Below are 22,041 nucleotides of genomic sequence, written 5' to 3'. Positions count from 1 at the left end.
CTCAAATATTTTAATCTTCATATTTATAGAATAGTCCTTTAAAGGAGCACTATTCTATAAAGAGGATAAACTAATATTAATCCGTATTCTTACTTTCTGTTAAAACTATACTTACGATTTCGAATTGTTTTGAGCCCATCATTTTTATACTTTAATTCTTTAGCAAATAATAATTAGAATGAAAGAGGTTATTTATGTGCTCGAACTATGAATTTCCCTCAAAAAAACGTCTTTCCTTATTAGATATTCATGAAGAGCAACTCGAACTGGGCATGAAACCGCATGTTTATCCTTTAGCGCCAGCCCCAATCATTATGCGCGGTGCTGATGAGTTTGAGCTGGATATCGCACGTTTCGGACTGATTCCAGCCTGGGCGAAAGAATTGAAATATGGCCGGCATACCTATAATGCACGGACTGAAACAGTGGCATCCAAACCGAGTTTCCGACATGCCTGGAAAAACAACCAGTTTGCTTTGGTACCCGTCGATACATTCTATGAACCTAAATATATAGACGGTAAATCGCACTGGTTTGGCATTTCACGTGAAGATGGCAATCCTTTTACCGTGGCGGCGATTTATGATGACGCACACATTGATGGTGAGAAAATCAGATCATTTTCGATGCTGACCATAAATTCAGATCAACATCCCTTTATGAAACAGTTTCATGACCCGAATGACGAAAAACGCTCGATTATTGTGATTCCGGAAGAATCACGACATGACTGGTTGCACTGCGATCATGAACAAGCCCATGAATTTTTCTTTGAAATGAAAGATGAATTTATTGCAAAGCCTAGAGATTCAAGGTTTATCGGGAAATTAAAAAGCCCTAAACCAAGTTAGGGCTTCGTCCATATGAAAAAGCTATTTTTGCTCTCTCAATGGATTTTCTGGTTCTGCATTGGGTTTTTTCTCTGGTTTGACATGCTTATAAGATGCCTGATTACCCTTGTCGTCATTCGATTCTTTATGCGGATTTGATTCTTGCTCTTGCTCTGGCTTATTTGTCATATGCATCTCCTTCATATATCTATTAAGAGATAAATATGACATCTACTGCTAAACATCAATGTTATTTATGTTGCACATTCAGTTTTCTAAAAAGACAAATTTTCCTTGAAGTATTCTTTTACATTTCACAAACCCTAAAGTCCATCTGAGCAAATAAGCTGTTCAGCCTGATCGTAGATGGTACAGCAAAGAATATGAATTCGCGTGCGAGCCGATATCGAATACATGAAATTTTCTAAGCTTATCCACTGCCGGAAAAAGTCTTTTCATTTCAGTAAAATCTTTAGGATGATTGGCCTTAATCATTCGATGCCAACCAGCTAATGCAGTTTCAGCCTGTGGCCTCTTTTGAATTGCTTCAAGAATTCGAGCATGGGTGATCACACGCATAAATTTTATTGTATTCCAGTTCTAAGCAGCTAAGAATTTATCAAAACGTAATCCTATTGAAATGATTCTTTTATAAAGTATTCCTTGTGAGAAATTATGTTTAGATCCAAAAATTTCATCAGTAAAGAAAAACCCCGCCAACTGATGATTGAACGGGGATTGATCTTCATTAAGATGTCTGATGATTTGGCACATTATTCAATATTTTTCAAGCAATCACGACACTGTTTGATCTCATCATGGTCACACGTGTAGTTAATTTCAGTCGCACCATGAAGACCAAATAAACAAAATATAAATTGCATCATGTTTTTCTCCTAAGTGTAAAAAGCTCAATCTAGGATCAAGCTTTATTGCTTTAAATATAGAATGATTCAATATAAAATGATTGGATCAGCGATCTAGAACAACTTCAGTACTCAGCTCTGTTGTTTAGCCTTTCAGTAAAATTGAAGCTTTTGGGCTAAGTTTGTACAGGCTCTTCAGCTTGAGTCGCCTGATCTTTTTTACAATGATCACTTTTACAATGCTTGCTGCTCATCATCTGACACATTTTCTCTTTGCAAGATTTAAAACAACAGCCAACCATTACGCCCATGCCAAATGCGCATATACATCTCATCATAGCTTTGTCCTGTCTTTTCGTGAAAAGAGATATATAAATAACATCTATTCATGTATCTCTCCTGAGGGAATTTTCAGGCTTTATGTTGTGTATGAAAACTTATGTGAAAGAGAATGAGCAAAAAATACAATCAGCAAAGAAAAAACCAGATTTAAGACGGAAAAGAAAAAGCCTGTTTAACTCTCCTAAATTAAACAGGCCCTATAATGTGCTGATTTTTAATTATTTTCATTAAGTTCTTAGAATGACGCCAAGATATCACTAGCCATGCAGCCAATCTGTGTAGGATATATAGATGCAATGTTTCAAAATATGAAAAAACCATTACTTTTGTTAATTAAATGACTGTAATTTATCCAAAAATCTTTTTAATGGGCAAATAAGACGATTAAATAACCAAAACCCAAAAAGAATTGCTAAACCTATAAATGAGAATAGGTTAATTCAGATTTGTAGGAGAAAATTCCTTATTTCAGTCAATATCGGATGTTATGAATGTTCAATGTCTCATAAAGTTTATAGATCCCTGCTTTCTTTTTAGTCATTTCTCTCTATAATTTTTCATATGAGCAATAACAATATTTTGGCAGCATGAAAAATCGCATACTAATTACTTTATTGATGAGTCTGGCAATAAGCGGCTGCCAAAAACAGCAAGCAGAGAGTGCAGCAGAAGCTGATGCAAACATTAAAGTGCAGTTTGAACAATCAGATAATCAACTGAGTGCTTATCTGGACAAACTTGACTCTTCAACAATTAGTCTGGAAGAAAGAACACGTATCCTGTGTGAACAATATCCTAAAGAATATAAAAATAACTATATGCCTGCCTTGCTAAAACTTGCACCCAAGGAATATACAGAAAAAGAGTTGCTCACCGACCTAGACAATGCCTTGAATTTCTACAAGCTAAAAGCCAATATTCAGTGTTAATAAATACTTAGTCTAATCGTGCAATGAAATATAAAAAACCGCCTGATTCAGGCGGTTTTTTTATGAAGAGCGTAAGTCTTAAACAGAATTAACACTGCGGTTTTCACTGATCTTGTTGCTGTTGGTTACTGTTTTGCTGTGGCTGTTGTTGCTGTTGGCCTTGCTGGTTTTGTTGCTGATTGCGCTGCGGCTGCTGTTGTTGCTGGTTATTTTGTTGCTGATTTGGGTTTTGCTGGTTGTTTTGTTGACGCTGCTGATCTTGATTGCGTTGTTGATTTTGCTGTTGCTGTTGTTGCTGCTGTTTCTGTTGGTCTTGCTGTTGATTATTAGCCATGGTGGTATTCCTTACTATTTGCTTTAAATTAAAAGCCGATAGGTTTCGACTTAATATCTACTCTACGCATTTTTCAGATTTCGCCAACCTTTAACCTGTTACAGATTAATTCAATGTAAAAAATAGTAAGATAAGTACTTGAAGTGGAGATTAATGCGCAACATAAATTACCTGATATAATGCAACAGAAACATAATGAAAGACTTTATAGGTCAAAAATTTATTATCCAATAAAAGGAATAACTTAAGTCCTATTTCATATATAGGAAAATTTTTAATAAAATTTAAAAAGCGTTATTAAACAGAACCACTTAATAACTATACTATTGATATTTATAAATATATACAAATAAATCTAAATCTTCTATATTTTTAAAAAATTAAATAAAACATTAAAAATACAATTCTTTTTGAATATTATTAACTGTGAAGAAATACGATACTTAACATGACCTCACCAATAAAACTTAAGCTGTTTCGAATTTACCTTGACTTTAATTCAAATATTTTTACTTATTATTTTGGTATAAACTTAGATCAAATCATTGTTTGTAATTATATTTATTAATCTATTTATAATAAATAAGCCCCTTTAAAAGAGGCTTATTCTATTCAGTTTTTATTAGATATTGACTACTTTGACGATAATCGTTTGAGTATCTTCCTGCTCTTCGGCCAGATACAAACGTTTAAGCTCTTTGCTTTTCACTTTGAACTGCAAATTCTGATAAGAAATTGTGCTTGGTATCTGATCAAAATATTGACCATCAGCGTCAATTTCTTCCTGAAATAATGGTGTACCCAATTGATAGTCAAGACTTTTTAAGACTACATATTTTACTGTGGTTTTCATTCCAACACCCTACTTTCACTAAGCACTTTATTTTTATTTTTACCACTGTTCCGCCTGAGAAGAAACCTCTATTTTTGAAAATAGCCCAAACTTTAACCACTCAGATTTGCGATCAGGTCAACATGAAATTACACTGATCTATGAAAAAAATTTTAACTTTCATAAAAATATAAATATACTTGGAGTTGATCGACAGGAAAAAATCTGCCTAGATTGATCTAAAATCACTCCCACAAAGAAAATATAGAGACTATGATAAAAACCTGTTGCGGCTTACTCGAAGAGAAAAACATAAAAATTGCCTTTATCGAAAGCGCAAGTTCTGGATATCTCAGTAGCCAGTTCTCCATTTGTAAAGGAGAAGGTGCCGAAATTCTGATTGGTGGTTTGATCTGCTACGATGTAAGTGTCAAGACTTCAGTATTGGGCATTTCCAAGAATCTGATCAATAGTCATACTGCGGAATCTATGCCGGTAACGGTTGCTCTGGCGGAAGCAGGTAAAAAAATGTTCCGTGATGCTGACTGGATTATTGCCTGTACAGGATTGCTTAAACCAGGTGGTAGCGCGACACCAGAGAAACCGGAAGGGACTTTTTTTGTGGCCATTAATGATGGCACGCAAATCCATCAGTTCCAGTATTATCTCAAAGGCTCGCCACTTGAACGCCTCAACAAACTGTCCGCTGTGGTTGCACATGACATGATCAATCTGTTGAATAACAGCTAAGCTTTCAAAGTTACTGTATAGCCTGAATAAGCTTCATTATTTCTACCGTATTTTAAGATAGATTGGCATGATCAGATGCCAATCTATTTTTTTGAGGGTGGAATGACCATGAATATTAAAACTGCACTGCTCCTGCTCCCTCTGAGCTTGCCCACTCTGGCTTTCGCTACCGTAGGCGGTCCACAAAATATTGAAGTTCTAGGCTATGAAGTCAAAGAACAGAAGCTTTATATCATGCGTCACTATCTTGATGGTCGTGGACGCTTGCCTCAACTATATTATTATAATTTTAAATCCCAAAAACCAAATCAACTGGTTCAGGTCAATTCCTTATATATCAATCCTAAAACCAAGCGCATCGATTATGATCAAGACAGTCGCAAGTTTGATCAGGACATTGCCAAAATCAAAAAACGTTTAGTTCCATTAAATCCAATTCAAAAATCAAAACCACAGCTTAAGGTGTTAAAGACAAAAAAAGGTAGCGCGCCTGCCTGGCATGACCCTCAGGAAAAAGTGCCAAAATGGACCTATCAATATCAAGTGAAATCTGGCTTACAAAAAAGCGCGGTTCAGCAAGCGGTTAGTTATCAGCAAGGCTTGAAAATTAGCCAGGCCTATAAAGTTCCGAGACAAAATAAAACTCTGGTAATAGTAAAGTATCTGGGTATTCCTTTTGAAACAGGTTATAGCATTGAAGATCCGGCACTGTTAAGCCGATAACGAAACCGATAAAAAATAAGGTCTCAATTGAGACCTTATTTTTTTTATTTTTACTACAGAAACAGATTAAGCCGCAGTAGAACGCTCAGCGATTGGCACTACTTTACGCAACTCTGGCCCAGTGTAATCCGCGCTTGGACGGATAATACGATTGTCTGCACGTTGTTCCATCACATGTGCGGCCCAGCCTGTCACACGCGACATAACAAAGATCGGGGTAAACAGCTTGGTTGGAATGCCCATAAAATGATAGGCAGATGCATGGAAGAAATCCGCATTACAGAATAATTTCTTCTCACGCCACATGACTTCTTCACAGCGTACCGAGACTGGATAAAGTACCGTATCACCGACATCTTTGGCCAAACGCTCAGACCAGACTTTAATAATGCCATTACGCGGATCATTGTCCTTATAGATCGCATGACCGAAGCCCATGATTTTTTCTTTACGTTCCAGCATGCCCAGCATTTCACGTTCAGCTTCTTCAGGCGACTTCCAGTTTTCAATCATGTCCATCGCAGCTTCGTTGGCACCGCCATGTAGAGGGCCACGCAAGGAACCGATTGCACCGGTAATACAAGAGTGCATATCGGACAGCGTTGATGCACACACACGAGCGGTAAAAGTTGAAGCGTTGAATTCATGCTCTGCATACAGAATCAAGGAAACATTCATCACCTGTTCATGTAATTCATTTGGCTTTTCGCCATGCAGTAGATTCAGGAACTGCGCACCGATTGAATCATCATCGGTATTTTCTTCAATACGCACGCCGTCATGGCTATAACGATACCAGTAACAGATCATTGCCGGCAAAGTTGCCAAAATACGGTCTGCGATATCCTGTTGCTGCTCAAAAGATTGCTCAGTTTCAAGATTGCCCAGCATGGAAACGCCAGTACGCATCACATCCATTGGATGTGAGTCGGCAGGAATACGCTCAAGGACTTCTTTTAATGCCTGAGGTAAAGTGCGTAAGGATTTCAGTTTGGCTTTGTAGGCTGCCAATTGCTCTGATGTCGGCAATTCTCCGAAGAAAATCAGGTAAGCGACTTCTTCAAACTGGCAATGTTCAGCCAGATCCTGTACGTCATAACCGCGATAGGTCAGGCCTGCGCCACTTTTGCCTACTGTTGAAAGTGAGGTTTTACCTGCCACTTGTCCGCGCAATCCTGCGCCAGTGAGTACTTTTCCTTCAGCCATTTTTTTAATTCTCCTGTTTAAACAGTTTATCTAATGTGTCTTCGAAGCTGTGATAATCTAAAAATTCGTAGAGTTCTTTTCGTTGTTGCATGATATCCAGCACATTTACCTGAGTACCATGTTCGCGCACCGAACGCATCACTTCAAGTGCGGCTTTTTGCATTGCACGTGTCGCTGACAATGGATACAGCACCATGCCAATGCCCTGCTCAGCCAATTCATCTACCGTATAATACGGCGTATCACCAAATTCGGTAATATTCGCCAGGACTGGCACACCGACCGCATCACATACTGTACGGTACATGGTGATATCAGTCATCGCTTCAGCAAAAATCGCATCTGCGCCCGCTTCAACACAGGCAGAAGCACGGTCAATCACGGCTTGCAGGCCTTCTTTTTGTAGCGCATCGGTACGCGCCATCACCACGAAGTTTGAATCGGTTTTCGCATCTACAGCAGCTTTGATACGATCGACCATTTCCTGTTGCGATACGATTTCTTTATTTGGACGATGACCACAACGCTTCTGTGCAACCTGATCTTCAATATGAACCGCAGCGGCTCCTGCTGCAATCATCTGTTTGATCGTTCGGGCAATATTTAATGCGCCGCCCCAACCGGTATCAATATCAACCAGTAAAGGTGTATCCACACGTTCAGTGATCCGGCGTACATCTTCAAGAACATTATCCAGGCTGGTCATGCCCAGGTCAGGCAAACCATAAGAATAATTCGCGACACCCGCACCTGATAAATAAATGGCTTTATAACCGACCTGTTTGGCCATCATGGCAGCATAGGCATTTACCGTGCCCATAATTTGCAATGGTTTCTCGACTTCAAGCGCTTGTCTAAATCTTAAACCTGCAGACATTTGTTCTGTCATCTTCCTTTTCCACAGTCTTGGCTATAATTATTGAAATTCGAGTATACTCATTTGGCTTGCTCATTCCATAACCCGATAGAACAAATACTCTAAAACTTTAGTCAAATTTTTAAGTTTTGCTTTACCTAATTAGCAAATAGCGCACTTATCTGGCGCAATTATGAAATATGTGCATATATTTGCTATGATGGCGTTTCAATCTTTATTGTCATGTTGATGTACGATCTCCTATGCAAGACCTTGCCCTAGAACCGCTCGCCAAAGATCTGCCACAGACCAAACGTGGTCATGAGCGTTGTATTGCGCTGCTGATCAGTGCAACCGAGCTATTTGTGGAACGGGGTTATGACGCTGTCTCTCTGGATGATATCGTCCAGCATGCCGGAGGCTCCAAAGCTTCGATCTATAAATACTTTGGCAATAAAGAAGGCTTGTTTAAAGCCATCTGCGATTATCGTCGTATCAAGTTTTTTGAAGATATCAGTATTCCGATCGAATTGATGGCACTGGATTTTCGTAGTTATTTAGTACACACGCTACTCAATTTTTATCACCAGATCATGCAACCTGAAAACTCGGCCTTTATGCGTCTGGTGCTGGAACAGAGTCAGCGCAATCCAGAACTTGCCCAGCATATTCATGAGCGAGGCCCGGTGCATGTACAAAGTGCCATTGCTACGGCTTTAGAACAGGCAGATGCGCAAGGTTTATTGCATTGCGAGAATCCGCAATATTCGGCACAGTTGTATTTTGGTATTTTGCGCAATCTGGAATGGCGTATTCTGATGGGAATTCCGGTACAGGAAGATGATCAGGAAATCGACAAATACATCAGTTATTGTGTGGATCGCTTTTTAGACGGTCATCAAAAAGTCTAGTTTTTTTGCATTTTTCATTGCTTATAGTATATTAGCCGATTCCGTATTTTTTTCTTAAACTAACCAACAACTGATTGTTGATCGAGTTTTTCGGCAATTATTGTGGAGTAACGAATGGCTCTCCGTCACTTTCTCACCTTACGCGATTTATCAACTTTAGAACTTAACCAGATTTTGCAACGCGCAATTGAGCTTAAGCGCAAACAGCATAACAATGAAGTGTTCCAACCATTTGTTGGTAAAGTGATGGGCATGATTTTTGAGAAATCGAGTACCCGTACGCGTGTTTCGTTTGAAGCTGGCATGAGCCAATTTGGTGGTAGCGCGATTTTCCTGTCTTCACGCGATACCCAGTTAGGTCGTGGTGAACCGATTGAAGATTCTGCACGTGTGATTTCAAGCATGCTGGATATCGTGATGATCCGTACTTTCGGCCATGATATCGTGGAGCGTTTTGCATCTTATTCAAAAGTTCCAGTGATTAATGCGTTGACAGATGACCACCATCCTTGCCAGCTACTTGCTGACATGCAGACTTATGTAGAGCAACGTGGCTCAATTGAAGGTAAAACTGTTGCCTGGATTGGTGATGGCAACAATATGTGTAACTCTTATATTGAAGCTGCACATATGTGGGGCTTTAATCTGAAAATTGCAGCGCCAAAAGGCTATGAGCCACAAGAAAAATTCCTGTCTGAATTCGCGCATTGTGTGGAACTGGTTCCTTCTGCTGAAGATGCAGCGGTGAATGCTGACCTGATCGTGACTGATGTTTGGGCAAGCATGGGTCAGGAAGAAGAGCAGAAGATCCGTGAAAAAGCCTTTGCAGATTATCAGGTGAATGAACGCCTGATGGATCTTGCACATCCGGATTGCTTGTTTATGCACTGCTTGCCTGCGCATCGTGGCGAAGAGATTTCAGAAAATCTGCTTGACCATAAAAATGCCGTAGTTTGGGATGAAGCTGAAAACCGCTTGCACGCGCAAAAAGCTTTGGTTGAATTCCTGATTAATGAAAATCTGAAAAAAGACTAATTTTTTAAGATGAATCTTCACAAATTAAGCACCAATCTCTGGTGCTTTTTTTGTCTCAGCTCTTATAATCATTGTTGAAATGGAATAAAAAGTGATTTTATACAATGCAAAAAAAATATTGGGCTTTGGCACTCTTGACTGGTTTTAGCAGTGTCGCCTTACCGGTGCATGCTTCTGAATTTGACCAATATCTTCAAGAAAAAAATATTATTGACAGCAAATTTAAAATTCAGAAAAAAGCTGAGCTGAATGAATTGCTCGCAGTGCTCAGTGCAGAGGATTCCAGAACTTTACCATTGCAGATTGATCAAAATACGATTATTGAACAATTACAGTTAAGTGCCAATAAAACCACACTGAAAGGCATGATCATCACGCCCGATTTTAGCCAGTTTGAAAAAGACTTGGGGCGCAAAGAAGTGATGAAAGTCATTCGCAATAATCTGCTCAATAATTGTGAAATTTTCTTTGAGCATCGCTATCAGATTGAGAACCCTTACAAGGTTGAACTCAGCCTGAACTCGCAGACACAAACATATAAAACGGATATTTCCCAGAAAGATTGCAAATTAAAATAATCTAAACACATAAGACATTTATTTCGATTCAGGATTCAAGAATCCTGAAAACAAAAGGTAGCCGTGGCTACCTTTTTTAATAAGGTTTACTGTTATATCTTGCTAACGCACCAAGCCTTGCGGCTGCAAAATAATAATCAACGCGCCCAGTATTACCACCATGCCACCAAGTAGATCCCAACGCGATAGAGTCACTTGATCAACGAAGCGCAACCACATCAGTGCTGAAAAAATATAGATACCGCCATAAGCGGCATAGATCCGTCCTGAAGCAGCTGGATGCAAGGTTAACAGCCAGACAAAAGCCGCCAAAGCCAGAGCTGTCGGAATCCATAACCAGTGGCTTCTCCCCTGATTTAAAATCAGATAGGGAAAATAACAACCTAAAATTTCCATCAATGCCGTGACTAAAAACAGTAAAAATGTCGTGAACAGCTTGGTAACTTGAATATCCATAATTTATCTTTTAAATGATATGAATTTGATAATTTAAAATATGAGTCCATGAAAAAACCCGTGCAAGCACGGGTTTGATCCTTCTTATTAATTAAGCTGGTTCAGCAGTCTGGTCTTCAAAAACTTCAAGTTTTAAGCCAACCGCTTTACCATTTTCTTTTTTCACAGATACTGCAACATTGCCGCCATTTTCAGCCAGCTCACCAAACAGGATCATCTCAGCCAGCGGTTTTTTCAGGTGTTCCTGAATCAAACGTTGCATTGGACGTGCGCCCATTAAACGGTCATAGCCATGTTCTGACATCCATTCACGTGCACTCTGATCCACTTCCAACATGACTTTTTTGTCATCTAGTTGTGCTTGAAGTTCAGTCAGGAATTTATCTACAACATTTTCAATAATGCTGCTTGGTAATGCCTTGAACTGAATCACGCCATCGAGACGGTTACGGAATTCTGGCGAGAAAACTTTCTTCATCGCTTCCTGATTATCGTTACTATTGTCCTGTTCCATAAAACCAATGCTGACACGTGAAATACTTTCAGCACCAATATTGGTGGTGAGTACCAAGACCACGTTACGGAAATCAGATTTACGCCCGTTATTATCAGTCAATGAACCATGATCCATAATCTGCAATAAGAGGTTAAACACATCTGGATGCGCTTTTTCGATCTCGTCTAGCAACAGCACACAATGCGGATTTTTGTGAATCGCATCGGTGAGCAAGCCACCCTGATCAAAACCGACATAGCCCGGAGGTGCACCGATCAAACGTGACACTGCATGACGTTCCATGTATTCCGACATATCAAAACGAACCAGTTCCACACCCATCTGTTTCGCGAGCTGCTTGGTCACTTCGGTTTTACCAACACCTGTAGGACCCGCAAAGACAAAACTACCTACAGGCTTATCTGGAGACTTCAAACCGGCACGTGACAGTTTAATTGCAGAAGCCAAGGCCTCAATCGCTTCATCCTGACCAAAGACCACACGTTTTAAATCACGCTCAAGATTTTCCAGCACACTCTTGTCATCTTTAGAGACAGTTTTCGGAGGAATACGCGCAATTTTAGAAACGATGTCTTCAATATTTTCTACGGTGATTAAACTGTCATCTTGTTCTGCTTTGAGACGGCGCTGAGCACCGGCTTCATCAATGACATCAATCGCCTTATCTGGCAAGAAACGGTCGTTGATAAATTTCGCAGAAAGTTCTACCGCAGACACTAAGGCTTGATCTTCATATTCCACATGATGGAAATCTTCAAACTTCGATTTCAGACCACGTAGGATATCAATAGTTTCAGAAATAGATGGCTCATTCACATCAATTTTCTGGAAACGACGCGATAAAGCATGATCTTTCTCAAAGACCTGACGGTATTCCTGGAATGTGGTTGACCCGATGCAGCGTAAAGAACCATTTGCCAGCGCCGGTTTGATCAGATTCGATGCATCCATGGTACTGCCCATACTCGAGCCTGCACCAATAATCATGTGAATTTCATCAATAAACAGCACTGCTTCAGGTTTCTTTTTCAACGCATTTAAAAGCTGTTTCAAGCGTTTTTCAAAGTCGCCACGGTATTTGGTTCCTGCCACCAAAGCACCAATGTCCAGACTGAAAATTTCAGCATTTTCCAGTGGTTTTGGCGCTTTACCATTGACAATTAACCAAGCCAGCCCTTCAGCAATCGAGGTTTTACCGACACCTGGATCACCGACAAGGAGTGGGTTATTTTTACGACGGCGGCAAAGAATTTGCGCGGCACGCTCGATTTCTTTTTCACGACCAATCAGTGGATCGGTCTTACCTTTTTGTGCTTCAACATTCAGGTTAGTGGTATAAAGTTCAAGTGGACCTGAACTTGCTGAAGATGCTGATTCGCCATCTAGATCTTCGATTTCTTCTTCAGACTGTACATCTTCTTTACGGGTACCATGAGACAGGTACTGAGTCAGGGTCAGACGGTTAATTTGATGACGTTTCAGCAGATAGACTGCAAATGAGTCACGCTCAGAATACATGGCAACCAGAATATCAGCACCTTCTACAGTACGATCGCCGCCGCTTGACTGCACGTGAAAAATCGCGCGTTGCAAGATCCGGTCGAAGCTTTCTGTCGGGTGTGGTGCCTGATCACTATTTTCACCAAGTTTAGGGGTATGTTGTTCTACGTACTCTTCTAATTCCTTACGCAACACGATGATGTCCGCACCACATGCTTTGAGAGCATTCACGGCTGAATCATTGTCGAGCAAGGCTAACAATAAATGTTCTACGGTCAGGAACTCATGTCTCTTTTGACGAGCCATGCTGACAGCCAAACGTAGTGATACTTCTAATTGACGACTGAGCATGTAACCCCCTTAATCTTTAGGCTCTATTTGGCAAAGTAACGGATGACCTTGTGATCGAGCATAATTATTGACTTGGTTCGCTTTGGTCTCCGCAATGTCTCGAGGATAAACCCCAGCTACACCCTTTCCTTCATAATGTACAGTTAGCATTACTTGTGTAGCTTGGTCAAGATTCATTGCAAAGTATTGTTGTAAAATTTCAATTACAAACTCCATCGGCGTATAGTCGTCATTTAATAAAACAACCGCATACAACGGTGGACGTTTCAGTTCTGGCGGTGCAGTCTGTACAGCTAAGTCAGAATCACCGTCTTCAGAGGGTTCATTTGCTAAACGTGGGCTGATATGCCAATCAACGATTCCAGACTCATTAAAAGAATTTTTAATATCACTTAAACACATTTGACGTTTATTGCTTGGCATAAGATTTATATTTCACACTTAATTTGCATTTGCTTCGGTTTTCGGAATTTCTGACAAGGTGGCAGACTGATTTTCGACTGCTTTGCCCTGTTCCCAACTAAAACGACGAATCACAGGCTTGGCACCAGTAAGACGCACTTCAATAAATTCTGGTTTAAAGCCTTTCGGCATGGTCCAGCGGCCAGTGAGTCGCTCATAATTTTCAAAATTAAAGTTTTTATCTTCCAGTGGTACCACCAGAATTTCAGTCCCTTTAATCAGGCGCAGTTCCACACTACCTGAAGCACGACTTTTGCCTGGACTGACCTGAACCAGATCAATCTGGTATTCAAAGGCATTTTCGGGTAATGGTTTAATCGACAGGTTTTGAACCGCCAATGCCAAACCACCACGCTGACGCAAAATTTCGCGATAAATGGTTCCTACACTTTCAGCCTGCACCTGTTCATCACGTGCCTTGGTCATGGCCAGATACAGATCATTGGCGTTGCTGACAGCTAGATCACGCTCCTGAACCGCAGTATTCAGCGTCTTGTTCAGTGTTTCAAGACTGGCTTTCTGAGTCTGTACCACATCGACCAGTTGCTCTGCATCTGCATCATAACCCGCCGCAGTCAAACCCTGACGATGTCCTACGGTATATCCGAGTACGCCACTGCTTAAGATCAATACAGCCGCACCAATGGCCAAGGGCGTATTACCTTTCATGAATGGTTTCTTAGTCCCGGGTTCCTGAGGAAGCGTCGTATTTGACTCGTTATTCGGCATTTTGATCTCTTGTTTGCTTTAATCAAGACACACATTTAAATGCAAATCTAAATGTGTGTGAAGTTCTAATACGTTTTTTATGGTAATAAACCAATATTATTTAAGCCAGCGTCTTCAGCAAAACCAAACATCAGGTTCATGTTTTGTACAGCCTGACCTGCTGCCCCTTTTACCAGATTGTCTTGTGCAACCAGTACAACCAGTTTCGTTGGTTGTGGCTTATACAAGGCAATACGCAACTGATTCGCTCCACGCACTGAACGGGTTTCGGGTGAGCTACCCGCCGGCATAACATCGACAAATGCTTCATTGGCATAGAACTGCTCATATAGCGCTTGTAAATCTGCTGATTGGCCTGCTTCAGTTAAATCGATATAGATGGTCGACAACATACCACGAATCATCGGCACCAAATGCGGTACAAATAAAATATGATCAAACACATTTTTTTGACCTGAAATTTTTTCCAATGCTTCGACAATTTCAGGGTGATGACGATGACCCGCTACACCATAGGCCTTAAAATTATCGGAATTTTCAGAATAAATCATGCCCAGACTGGCTTTACGACCTGCACCTGATACACCAGATTTGGCATCGATAATAATGCTTTCAGGTTTCACCAATGCTTCAGCCGCTTTTAAGACCGGCGCCAGACCCAACTGAACTGTAGTTGGATAACACCCCGGATTCCCGATCACACTGGCCTTTTTAATTTCTTCACGATTTAGCTCAGATAAACCATAAACAGAATCTTTTAACAGTTCTGGACATGCATGTTGCATGCCATACCATTTTTCAAACTGTTCAAGATCTTGTAAACGAAAATCTGCCGCCAAGTCGATCACTTTGGTATTTGCAGCAACCAGCTCTTCGGCATGTTTCATTGCGACACCATGCGGCGTTGCAAAGAACACCACATCGCATGATTTTAATAAACCCAGACTCAAATCAGAAAATTTAAGATTGGTATGCCCGCGCAAGCTTGGGAACATGTCATCTACACGACGACCTGCTTCAGTACGTGATGTCAGTGCTGTTACATTTACATCTGGATGTCGTAGCAAAAGACGCAAAAGTTCAACGCCTGTATAACCCGTACCACCCACAATACCCACTGAAATCACGATGATTACCTCAAATAAATGTTTCCTTTATACAGCCTAGTATGACAGGAAGTTGAGGTTTTCTAAACCATTTCACTGGGGTTTGCTGGTTTTTTAATTGATCAGTAGGATAAGTCCGATTTTGATCATGAAACTTTTAATTTGCTTAGGCTATTTCAATAGAGTTATATGGACTTATTAATTATGGTTTTAGGCACCCCACCAATATGGCAACGGCGTATTTTTCAGCGTTATACGATGCTGCTGGAAATGCTGATCATGCTTAGCAACTTCTGCCCAAAAGCGTGGACTATGATCAAAATGCTTTGTGTGTACCAGTTCATGGACAGCGACATAATGCGTGACCTCTTCAGGAAATAATACTAGCGCACTATTCAGCATAATGTCATGTTTGGCCGAACAACTGCCCCACCGGGTTTTAGGTTGTCGAATACTGCAGTTTTTAAAAGGCAAATGACATTGCTGTGAGACAAGATTTAAATATGAAGGAAGCTGTTCTTTTGCGTAGGCAATCACGAAAGTTTTTAAATATTCTTCAGGATGTCGGTCACTGATGCAAAGCTGTAAATTTTTATGATCAAAAATGAAGTTGCTCTTCTGGCTTTGATAAGAAATTTGTACAGGTTCTTTTAGATTAAATAACCGCAGCTCAATCGGTAACGTCCGGTCAATATTTTCGATTTTTTCTTGCTGGGATTGCCAGGTTTTAATCAGCCAGCTTTCAGATTGTTCAATAAAATGCCGTATCTGTTTTTTGCTGCAAAAAACCGGGGCTGTGAGGCGAATCTGGGTCGCATCGACACGCAAACGTAACCGGGTTGAACGGACATTTCGGGTGATTTGGATTTCGGGTAGATCGGATAAGGTCATTATAGTTTTTTTAATCTCCCTAACCCCCTCTTTTTCAAAGAGGGGCTTTTAAAAGTCTCCCTTCTTGCACTTGTTTTAAAGCAGTGCTTCAAAACTTCGCTCAGGGAGATTTAGAGGGATTTTTTCTAGAAAGTTTAATTAAACCGCTGTACGCTCTTCAATTCCGTTATCAGTCGCGACAATGGCGATATCTGCTTTGTTGATCGCAAAGATACCGTTACATACCACGCCCGGAATATCGTTTAAGGTTTTTTCCAGTTCAAGTGCATTTAGAATATTCAGGTTGTACACATCTAAAATCACATTACCGTTGTCAGTGACCACACCTTCACGGTACGCAGGATCGCCACCTAAAGATACGATTTTACGCGCGACTGCAGAACGCGCCATTGGAATCACTTCTACAGGAAGCGGGAACTCACGCCCTAATTGTCCAACCCATTTAGAATCATCCACGATACACACAAATTTTTTCGCAATAGAGGCAACAATCTTTTCACGTGTCAGCGCTGCACCGCCACCTTTGATCATATGCATATGACGATCAATTTCATCTGCACCATCAACATAAGCATCCAGACCACTGACAGAGTTCATATCTACCACTTCAATGCCGAGTTTTTTCAAGCGTTGTGCAGTTGCTTCTGAACTGGCTACCGCAGCTTCCAATTGCAGCTCAGGCAATAAGTCAATTAAAAAGTTTACAGTACTGCCTGTACCTACGCCTAAAATGCCCCCTTTTGGCAAGTGTTTTAAAGCGGCTTTGGCTGCTGCTTGTTTTTTCTCATCTTGGGTTGCATATAGACTCATGGCTTCACTCAACTATTTTGGACTTTTGCAGCTTTTTTAAACCGCAAAGCCGTGTGGTTTGTTACAATAAGCCCCTATTTTAAACTGTTAGATGGAAAATTAACATGCTGTCTCGTTTGGTTCGACAAATTTTACAAGCAACGGTCTACGATGTTGCAATCGAAACTCCACTCGAAGCAGCGCCACGAATTAGCGAACGACTCAATAATAATATCCGCTTTAAACGTGAAGATTTACAACCGGTTTTTTCATTCAAGCTACGCGGTGCCTATAACCGTATTAGTCAATTACCGAAATCACAAATGGAACGTGGCGTTATTACTGCTTCAGCGGGTAACCATGCACAGGGCGTGGCACTCTCAGGGAAAAAGCTGGGTATTCGCGCGATTATTGTGATGCCTAAAACCACACCTGATATCAAGGTACAGGCGGTTAAGCGTCTTGGTGGCGAAGTGGTTTTGCATGGTGATTCATTTGATGTCGCCAACAAGTATGCGATTCAACGTGCCCAGGAAGATGGCATGACCTTCATTCCGCCTTATGATGATGAACTGGTGATTGCTGGCCAAGGTACGATTGCTAATGAAATCCTGCGTCAATGGCGCGATGTGGATTACGTGTTTGTCGCAGTTGGCGGTGGTGGCCTGATCGCAGGTGTTGCAGCGTATTTAGGTGATGTCGCACCCCACGTTAAAGTCATTCCAGTGGAATACGACGAATCTGCCTGTTTAAAAGCTGCTTTAGAAGCAAATGAACGTGTGATTCTCCCATCTGTGGGCTTGTTTGCTGATGGTACAGCGGTAGCCCAAATTGGTGAAAAACCATTTGATGTGATTCGTCTGCAAAAATCGGACAATTCTGGCCCAATCGTGGAACCGAATGTGGTGCTGGTGAATACGGATGAAGTCTGTGCAGCGATTAAAGACACTTATGACGAATGCCGTAGCATTGTAGAACCATCTGGTGCAATGGCTCTGGCAGGTATTAAAAAATACGTGGCTGAACATGGCATCGAAGGGAAGAACATGGTGTCGATTGTCTGCGGCGCCAACATGAACTTCGACCGTTTACGTTATATCGCTGAACGTACCGAACTGGGTGAACGCAAAGAAGCGATTTTTGCCGTGACCATTCCGGAACAGAAAGGTTCATTCCTGAGTTTCTGCCGTGCATTACAAGGCCGTAATATTACTGAATTTAACTACCGTGCCAGCGATGCTTCTGCTGCGCAAGTCTTTGTCGGCATCAGTCTGAAAAATGGCGAGAAAGAACGTCAGGAAATTTATGAAACCTTAAAGTTCCAGTATGACGTTGACGATCTGTCTGATGACGAAGTGGCCAAACTGCATATCCGTTACCTGATCGGTGGTCATGCCGATATTGAAAATGAGCGCCTGTTCCGCGTGGAATTCCCGGAGCGTCCTGGCGCTTTACTGATGTTCCTGGAACGTCTTGGCCCAACCCATAATATCACCCTGTTCCACTACCGGAACCACGGCGCTGCTGAAGGACGTGTTCTGGTGGGTCTTGAAGCAACCGATGCACAACAGAATCCGGATGGCTTGATCGAAACTCTCGAAACCATTACCTATCCATATCAGGAAATTACCAATAATCTGGGTTATCAACGTTTCTTGAAGTAATTCTTTCAAACATAAACCGCCTTTCGAGGCGGTTTTTTTATGTCCGGCTGAATGAAAATGTATGAAGTATTTATGTAAGGCCAGATAGCTGAAAACTATAAAAATCTTTAAGATACATACTTAGACATGAACTGATTTGAAATAAAAAGATTTAAGGAAATATGCATGGCATTATTTGCAGTCATTGGGCTGGGCAGCTTCGGTGCAACAGTGGCGACTCAACTGATCAGCCTGAAACATGATGTGATTGGAATCGATCTCGATAAAAAATATGTGGAAAATATTTCCGATCAGCTCACCCATGCGGTCATTGCCGATGCAACCGATGAGCATGTCCTGGATGAACTGGATATCCAGCGCTGTGAAGCGGTCGTAGTCGCAATTGGTGAAGATATTGAAGCCAGCATTCTGTGTGTACTGCATCTGAAAAATATGGGTGTAAAGAAAATTTGGGCCAAAGCCAAATCCAAAGCCCACCATATGATTTTGACCCATCTGAACGTCGAAAAAATTATTCACCCAGAAGAAGATATGGGCGTCCGTGTGGCACAATCACTCAGCTACCCGATGGTTAGCCGTTATATGTCACTTGAAGATGATCACTATATTGTCAAGATCGAGATTCATGCAGATCATCATGGTACACCGTTGAATCAGTTGATGAAGCATATACCTGAAATTACCACCTTATTACATAAACGCGGATCTACGCTGCAATACCACGTAGATGCCAATCAGATTCTTCAAGAAGGCGACATTTTACTGGTTGAAGGATTGCTGGAACCTTTGCGCCGTCTTGCTAAATATTTTAAACATTTATGAAAAGTTCTGATTTAAAGCAACACAGGACGATTAACCTCAGTCCTCCGAGCTTACTGGCTTTGGGTTTTCTCGGATTAATTCTGATCGGCTCACTGCTATTGATGCTGCCTATTGCACATCATGGAGAAATCAGCTGGCTGGAGGCGATTTTTACAGCAACTTCTGCTGTGACCATTACCGGGCTATCGGTGGTGAATGTCGGTGAAGCCTATACCGTATTTGGTCAAATCGTGATTATGTTTTTGTTGCAATGCGGCGGCTTGGGTTTTATGACCTTTGCCATTCTGGCAGTGATGAGTCTGGCACCGCAACTGGGGCTAAAACAACAAGTCATGGCACAGGAGTCCATTGGACAAACTAGTCTGAAAAAAGTCAGTTTTACCATTAAAGCCGTGTTTTTATATTCTCTATTCTTTGAAGCGATCGGCACGCTGATTCTGACCTTGTCCTGGCTTAAAGAATATCAATTCACTGATGCATTATTTTATGCAGCCTTTTATAGTGTCTCCGCTTTTAATAATGGTGGATTTTCACTATTTCCAAATAGCTTGATGAGTTTTTCAGGGCAATATCTGATTACCTTTACCATCAGTATGTTGTATATCATTGGCGGTATCGGTTTTCTGGTGCTGATGGACGTCAAAGAACATAAGCGCTGGCGTAAGTTGAGTACCAACAGCAAGCTAATCCTCTCAACGATTCTGGGTCTGAACCTAAGTGCTTTTATCGTACTTTGGCTACTAGAGGCTTCCAATCCACACACCTTGGGTCTCATGAGTTTGGGCGATCAGGCCGTGAATGCCTGGTTCCATGCCACCGTTCCCCGCTCTTCAGGTTTTAATAGCTTGCCAATGGAACAAATGAGCGATGCATCCAGTCTCGTTACCATGCTGCTCATGTTTATCGGGGGCGGCTCCTTAAGTACGGCGGGCGGCATTAAGGTCGGTACGTTTATTATTGTGGTCATCAGCGTAATCAGTTTTTTAAGACGCGAAGATGAGATCCGGCTGTTTAATCACTCTATTCCTGAAAAAACTACGTTTAAAGCATTGGCCGTCGTGTGTATTACTGCAGCATTGATCATGATGGGTTTTATGAGCTTATTAATCCTGGAACCTGAGCAGGATTTTCTGGATCTGTTGTTTGAAGCCGTGTCTGCGGCCTGTACCGTCGGTTTGTCCCGAGGGGTAACAGAGGAACTACAACCTGCCAGTTTGATTATTCTAATGCTGTTAATGTTCGCAGGGCGTCTAGGGCCACTGACGCTTGCTTATTTTATTGCGACTCCGAAAAAGAGTCGTCTCAAACATCCGCCTTCAGAAATCCAGATTGGCTAATCTATCTATAAAAAAACCATGCAGCGGCATGGTTTTTTATTTTCATTCCAAGATGTTTAAAGTTGGAATCCTAGAACCAGTTCATCAAGGAAACACCTAAACCGACATACGTGGCACGATGGTTATAATCAATCAGGCTTTCTCCGTAACCATCAAAAAGCTGGAATTGGCCACGCAAACGCCCACTGATCGGGAATGACCAGTCGAACTGTACCGCTCCACGGTTTTCATCTCCACCTTTTAAGGTATGTCGTAGCATCAATGAAAAATCATGCTCCTTATAACGATAAAATGCGGTCATGTCTCCACGGCCAATATAGTTCTTGATCTCTGGATTGTTATCGTCTTCTCGCTTCTCTTCAAAGCGATACCAAGGACGAACCATCAAGGCAAAATTGTCTTTTTCAAAACCAAGATTCAGCATCACCCGATTCCAGCTACGTGATAACGGATCAGAACGACCATTGGACTGATGATTGATGGTCAATCCCAACATACGCCAATTCAGACCCAAAAGATCATAATTGGTACGGAAAATCAAACTGGCTTCGGGTTCATAGTTGGTCTCACGAAACGGACGTGATTCTTCCGAGTTATACACCTGCCAACGCGAAGACTGAGTATAACCAAGCCAGAGATCGCCATTATCTCCCAAGATATTTTCAACCGCCTTGGTCTTTAAAGACAGTTGAAACTTAGCTTCAGTTGAGGTGAGATTCTGTTTCTCTGTCTCTATATTGTTGGGATTTTCACTCTCGGGTAATTCATTCTTGTTTGATGTCCAGAAACCTGGCATCAAATACACCGGCTGATAAGAACGAATGTTCCAGGTGCCTAATTTACTTTCCGGAGAGAGTTCCCAGCGGCTATCCAGCAAAGACAGATTCGGCGTCAGCTTTGATCCTTCAGAAGCGTAAATATTGGAAACAGTCTGACCAATTTTCGCTTTTAAATTGTCGGGTTCAGGCGCAATTTCTGCTGCTGCACGACGTTCAGAAACGATTGCAGGCTTATCAGTAACCGGAATTTTAAATAAAGTATCATAACAGGCCAGACGCTCTGCACTAATTTCCAGTGCAGCACAGGCTTCAGCCGTTGCCGGCGTGGGACTGTTGACTACTGTTTCTTCCGCATTCACTTGCGTCCCAACTGCACAGCCCAGCAACACGCTCAGCTGTAGAGTTGAGCGCTTAAACGAATTAAGCGCCATCCCTTATCCTCTTTT

The 22,041-nt window shown here is 41.4% G+C and carries 24 protein-coding genes; 10 read left to right on the top strand and 14 right to left on the bottom strand.

Translation table 11 applies throughout. The features are described 5' to 3' along the window. Nucleotides 1–194 precede the first annotated feature (194 nt). Nucleotides 195–851 carry an SOS response-associated peptidase gene (locus tag PV763_RS01750; RefSeq protein WP_420937259.1) on the top strand — a complete coding sequence of 219 codons (657 nt, stop codon included), beginning with the start codon at nucleotides 195–197 and terminating at the stop codon, nucleotides 849–851. 21 nt (nucleotides 852–872) lie between these two features. On the opposite strand, the gene PV763_RS01745 is transcribed toward PV763_RS01750, so the two are convergent. Both PV763_RS01745 and PV763_RS01740 read right to left on the bottom strand, forming a co-directional pair. Then, nucleotides 873–1,019, bottom strand: coding sequence for a hypothetical protein (locus PV763_RS01745; protein WP_004646799.1), 147 nt, complete (start codon nucleotides 1,017–1,019; stop codon nucleotides 873–875). A 162-nt stretch (nucleotides 1,020–1,181) separates the two neighbouring features. Next, nucleotides 1,182–1,409, bottom strand: a complete 228-nt coding sequence (locus PV763_RS01740; RefSeq protein WP_016806847.1) for a type II toxin-antitoxin system HigB family toxin — start codon at nucleotides 1,407–1,409, stop codon at nucleotides 1,182–1,184. Between the two features lie 1,216 nt (nucleotides 1,410–2,625). Between PV763_RS01740 and PV763_RS01735 the strand changes: the two genes are divergently transcribed. Further along, a complete protein-coding gene (locus tag PV763_RS01735) occupies nucleotides 2,626–2,967 on the top strand; it encodes a hypothetical protein (protein WP_004646794.1) in 342 nt (113 codons plus the stop codon). A 103-nt stretch (nucleotides 2,968–3,070) separates the two neighbouring features. On the opposite strand, the gene PV763_RS01730 is transcribed toward PV763_RS01735, so the two are convergent. Both PV763_RS01730 and PV763_RS01725 read right to left on the bottom strand, forming a co-directional pair. Further along, nucleotides 3,071–3,301, bottom strand: coding sequence for a hypothetical protein (locus PV763_RS01730; protein WP_004646793.1), 231 nt, complete (start codon nucleotides 3,299–3,301; stop codon nucleotides 3,071–3,073). Nucleotides 3,302–3,923: 622 nt separating this feature from the next. Next, nucleotides 3,924–4,154: a hypothetical protein gene (locus tag PV763_RS01725; protein ID WP_004646792.1), complete on the bottom strand. Its 231-nt coding sequence runs from the start codon at nucleotides 4,152–4,154 to the stop codon at nucleotides 3,924–3,926. Nucleotides 4,155–4,406: 252 nt separating this feature from the next. Between PV763_RS01725 and PV763_RS01720 the strand changes: the two genes are divergently transcribed. Further along, entirely contained in the window at nucleotides 4,407–4,883 is a 477-nt protein-coding gene (locus PV763_RS01720; protein ID WP_004280184.1) for a CinA family protein, read from the top strand. Between the two features lie 102 nt (nucleotides 4,884–4,985). Continuing rightward, on the top strand, nucleotides 4,986–5,606 hold the full coding sequence (locus tag PV763_RS01715) for a hypothetical protein (RefSeq protein ID WP_004646791.1): 621 nt from the start codon (nucleotides 4,986–4,988) through the stop codon (nucleotides 5,604–5,606). A gap of 66 nt (nucleotides 5,607–5,672) precedes the next feature. Here the strand turns inward: PV763_RS01715 and prpC are convergent, their stop codons facing one another. Next, nucleotides 5,673–6,812: a bifunctional 2-methylcitrate synthase/citrate synthase gene (prpC, locus tag PV763_RS01710; protein WP_004646790.1), complete on the bottom strand. Its 1,140-nt coding sequence runs from the start codon at nucleotides 6,810–6,812 to the stop codon at nucleotides 5,673–5,675. 4 nt (nucleotides 6,813–6,816) lie between these two features. Further along, nucleotides 6,817–7,701 carry a methylisocitrate lyase gene (gene prpB / locus PV763_RS01705; RefSeq protein ID WP_004280180.1) on the bottom strand — a complete coding sequence of 295 codons (885 nt, stop codon included), beginning with the start codon at nucleotides 7,699–7,701 and terminating at the stop codon, nucleotides 6,817–6,819. A gap of 230 nt (nucleotides 7,702–7,931) precedes the next feature. Between prpB and PV763_RS01700 the strand changes: the two genes are divergently transcribed. The 3 genes from PV763_RS01700 to PV763_RS01690 all read left to right on the top strand — a co-directional run bounded on the left by PV763_RS01700 (nucleotide 7,932) and on the right by PV763_RS01690 (nucleotide 10,192). Further along, nucleotides 7,932–8,579 carry a TetR/AcrR family transcriptional regulator gene (locus PV763_RS01700; protein WP_420937258.1) on the top strand — a complete coding sequence of 216 codons (648 nt, stop codon included), beginning with the start codon at nucleotides 7,932–7,934 and terminating at the stop codon, nucleotides 8,577–8,579. Between the two features lie 114 nt (nucleotides 8,580–8,693). Then, on the top strand, nucleotides 8,694–9,614 hold the full coding sequence (gene argF, locus PV763_RS01695; protein WP_004280178.1) for an ornithine carbamoyltransferase: 921 nt from the start codon (nucleotides 8,694–8,696) through the stop codon (nucleotides 9,612–9,614). A gap of 104 nt (nucleotides 9,615–9,718) precedes the next feature. After that, nucleotides 9,719–10,192, top strand: a complete 474-nt coding sequence (locus PV763_RS01690; protein ID WP_004646787.1) for a hypothetical protein — start codon at nucleotides 9,719–9,721, stop codon at nucleotides 10,190–10,192. A gap of 102 nt (nucleotides 10,193–10,294) precedes the next feature. On the opposite strand, the gene PV763_RS01685 is transcribed toward PV763_RS01690, so the two are convergent. The 7 genes from PV763_RS01685 to rpiA all read right to left on the bottom strand — a co-directional run bounded on the left by PV763_RS01685 (nucleotide 10,295) and on the right by rpiA (nucleotide 17,014). Continuing rightward, complete coding sequence (locus PV763_RS01685) at nucleotides 10,295–10,648, bottom strand: YnfA family protein (RefSeq protein ID WP_004646786.1); 354 nt, start codon at nucleotides 10,646–10,648, stop codon at nucleotides 10,295–10,297. 91 nt (nucleotides 10,649–10,739) lie between these two features. Next, nucleotides 10,740–13,016, bottom strand: a complete 2,277-nt coding sequence (gene clpA, locus PV763_RS01680) for an ATP-dependent Clp protease ATP-binding subunit ClpA (protein WP_004646785.1) — start codon at nucleotides 13,014–13,016, stop codon at nucleotides 10,740–10,742. 9 nt (nucleotides 13,017–13,025) lie between these two features. Then, nucleotides 13,026–13,439, bottom strand: a complete 414-nt coding sequence (gene clpS / locus PV763_RS01675) for an ATP-dependent Clp protease adapter ClpS (RefSeq protein ID WP_004279780.1) — start codon at nucleotides 13,437–13,439, stop codon at nucleotides 13,026–13,028. 18 nt (nucleotides 13,440–13,457) lie between these two features. Continuing rightward, nucleotides 13,458–14,207, bottom strand: a complete 750-nt coding sequence (locus PV763_RS01670) for a DUF6776 family protein (RefSeq protein ID WP_004279781.1) — start codon at nucleotides 14,205–14,207, stop codon at nucleotides 13,458–13,460. Nucleotides 14,208–14,284: 77 nt separating this feature from the next. Then, nucleotides 14,285–15,340, bottom strand: a complete 1,056-nt coding sequence (gene argC / locus PV763_RS01665) for an N-acetyl-gamma-glutamyl-phosphate reductase (protein WP_171057010.1) — start codon at nucleotides 15,338–15,340, stop codon at nucleotides 14,285–14,287. A 183-nt stretch (nucleotides 15,341–15,523) separates the two neighbouring features. Then, nucleotides 15,524–16,204 carry a M48 family metallopeptidase gene (locus tag PV763_RS01660; protein WP_004646782.1) on the bottom strand — a complete coding sequence of 227 codons (681 nt, stop codon included), beginning with the start codon at nucleotides 16,202–16,204 and terminating at the stop codon, nucleotides 15,524–15,526. A 138-nt stretch (nucleotides 16,205–16,342) separates the two neighbouring features. After that, complete coding sequence (gene rpiA / locus PV763_RS01655) at nucleotides 16,343–17,014, bottom strand: ribose-5-phosphate isomerase RpiA (RefSeq protein WP_004279784.1); 672 nt, start codon at nucleotides 17,012–17,014, stop codon at nucleotides 16,343–16,345. A gap of 104 nt (nucleotides 17,015–17,118) precedes the next feature. On the opposite strand from rpiA, the gene ilvA reads away from it, so the two are divergent. The 3 genes from ilvA to PV763_RS01640 all read left to right on the top strand — a co-directional run bounded on the left by ilvA (nucleotide 17,119) and on the right by PV763_RS01640 (nucleotide 20,816). Further along, on the top strand, nucleotides 17,119–18,657 hold the full coding sequence (gene ilvA, locus PV763_RS01650) for a threonine ammonia-lyase, biosynthetic (RefSeq protein WP_004646781.1): 1,539 nt from the start codon (nucleotides 17,119–17,121) through the stop codon (nucleotides 18,655–18,657). 165 nt (nucleotides 18,658–18,822) lie between these two features. Continuing rightward, on the top strand, nucleotides 18,823–19,479 hold the full coding sequence (locus PV763_RS01645; protein WP_004646780.1) for a potassium channel family protein: 657 nt from the start codon (nucleotides 18,823–18,825) through the stop codon (nucleotides 19,477–19,479). Further along, entirely contained in the window at nucleotides 19,476–20,816 is a 1,341-nt protein-coding gene (locus tag PV763_RS01640; RefSeq protein ID WP_004646778.1) for a TrkH family potassium uptake protein, read from the top strand. The genes PV763_RS01645 and PV763_RS01640 overlap by 4 nt, the downstream gene beginning before the upstream one ends. 70 nt (nucleotides 20,817–20,886) lie before the next feature. Here the strand turns inward: PV763_RS01640 and PV763_RS01635 are convergent, their stop codons facing one another. Next, on the bottom strand, nucleotides 20,887–22,026 hold the full coding sequence (locus tag PV763_RS01635; RefSeq protein WP_004646777.1) for a phospholipase A: 1,140 nt from the start codon (nucleotides 22,024–22,026) through the stop codon (nucleotides 20,887–20,889). Nucleotides 22,027–22,041 lie beyond the last annotated feature (15 nt).

Origin of the sequence: Acinetobacter sp. AS5 (genome assembly GCF_048957595.1) — a bacterium.
GTDB lineage: Bacteria > Pseudomonadota > Gammaproteobacteria > Pseudomonadales > Moraxellaceae > Acinetobacter.
This window is presented reverse-complemented; position numbering and strand designations above follow the sequence as displayed.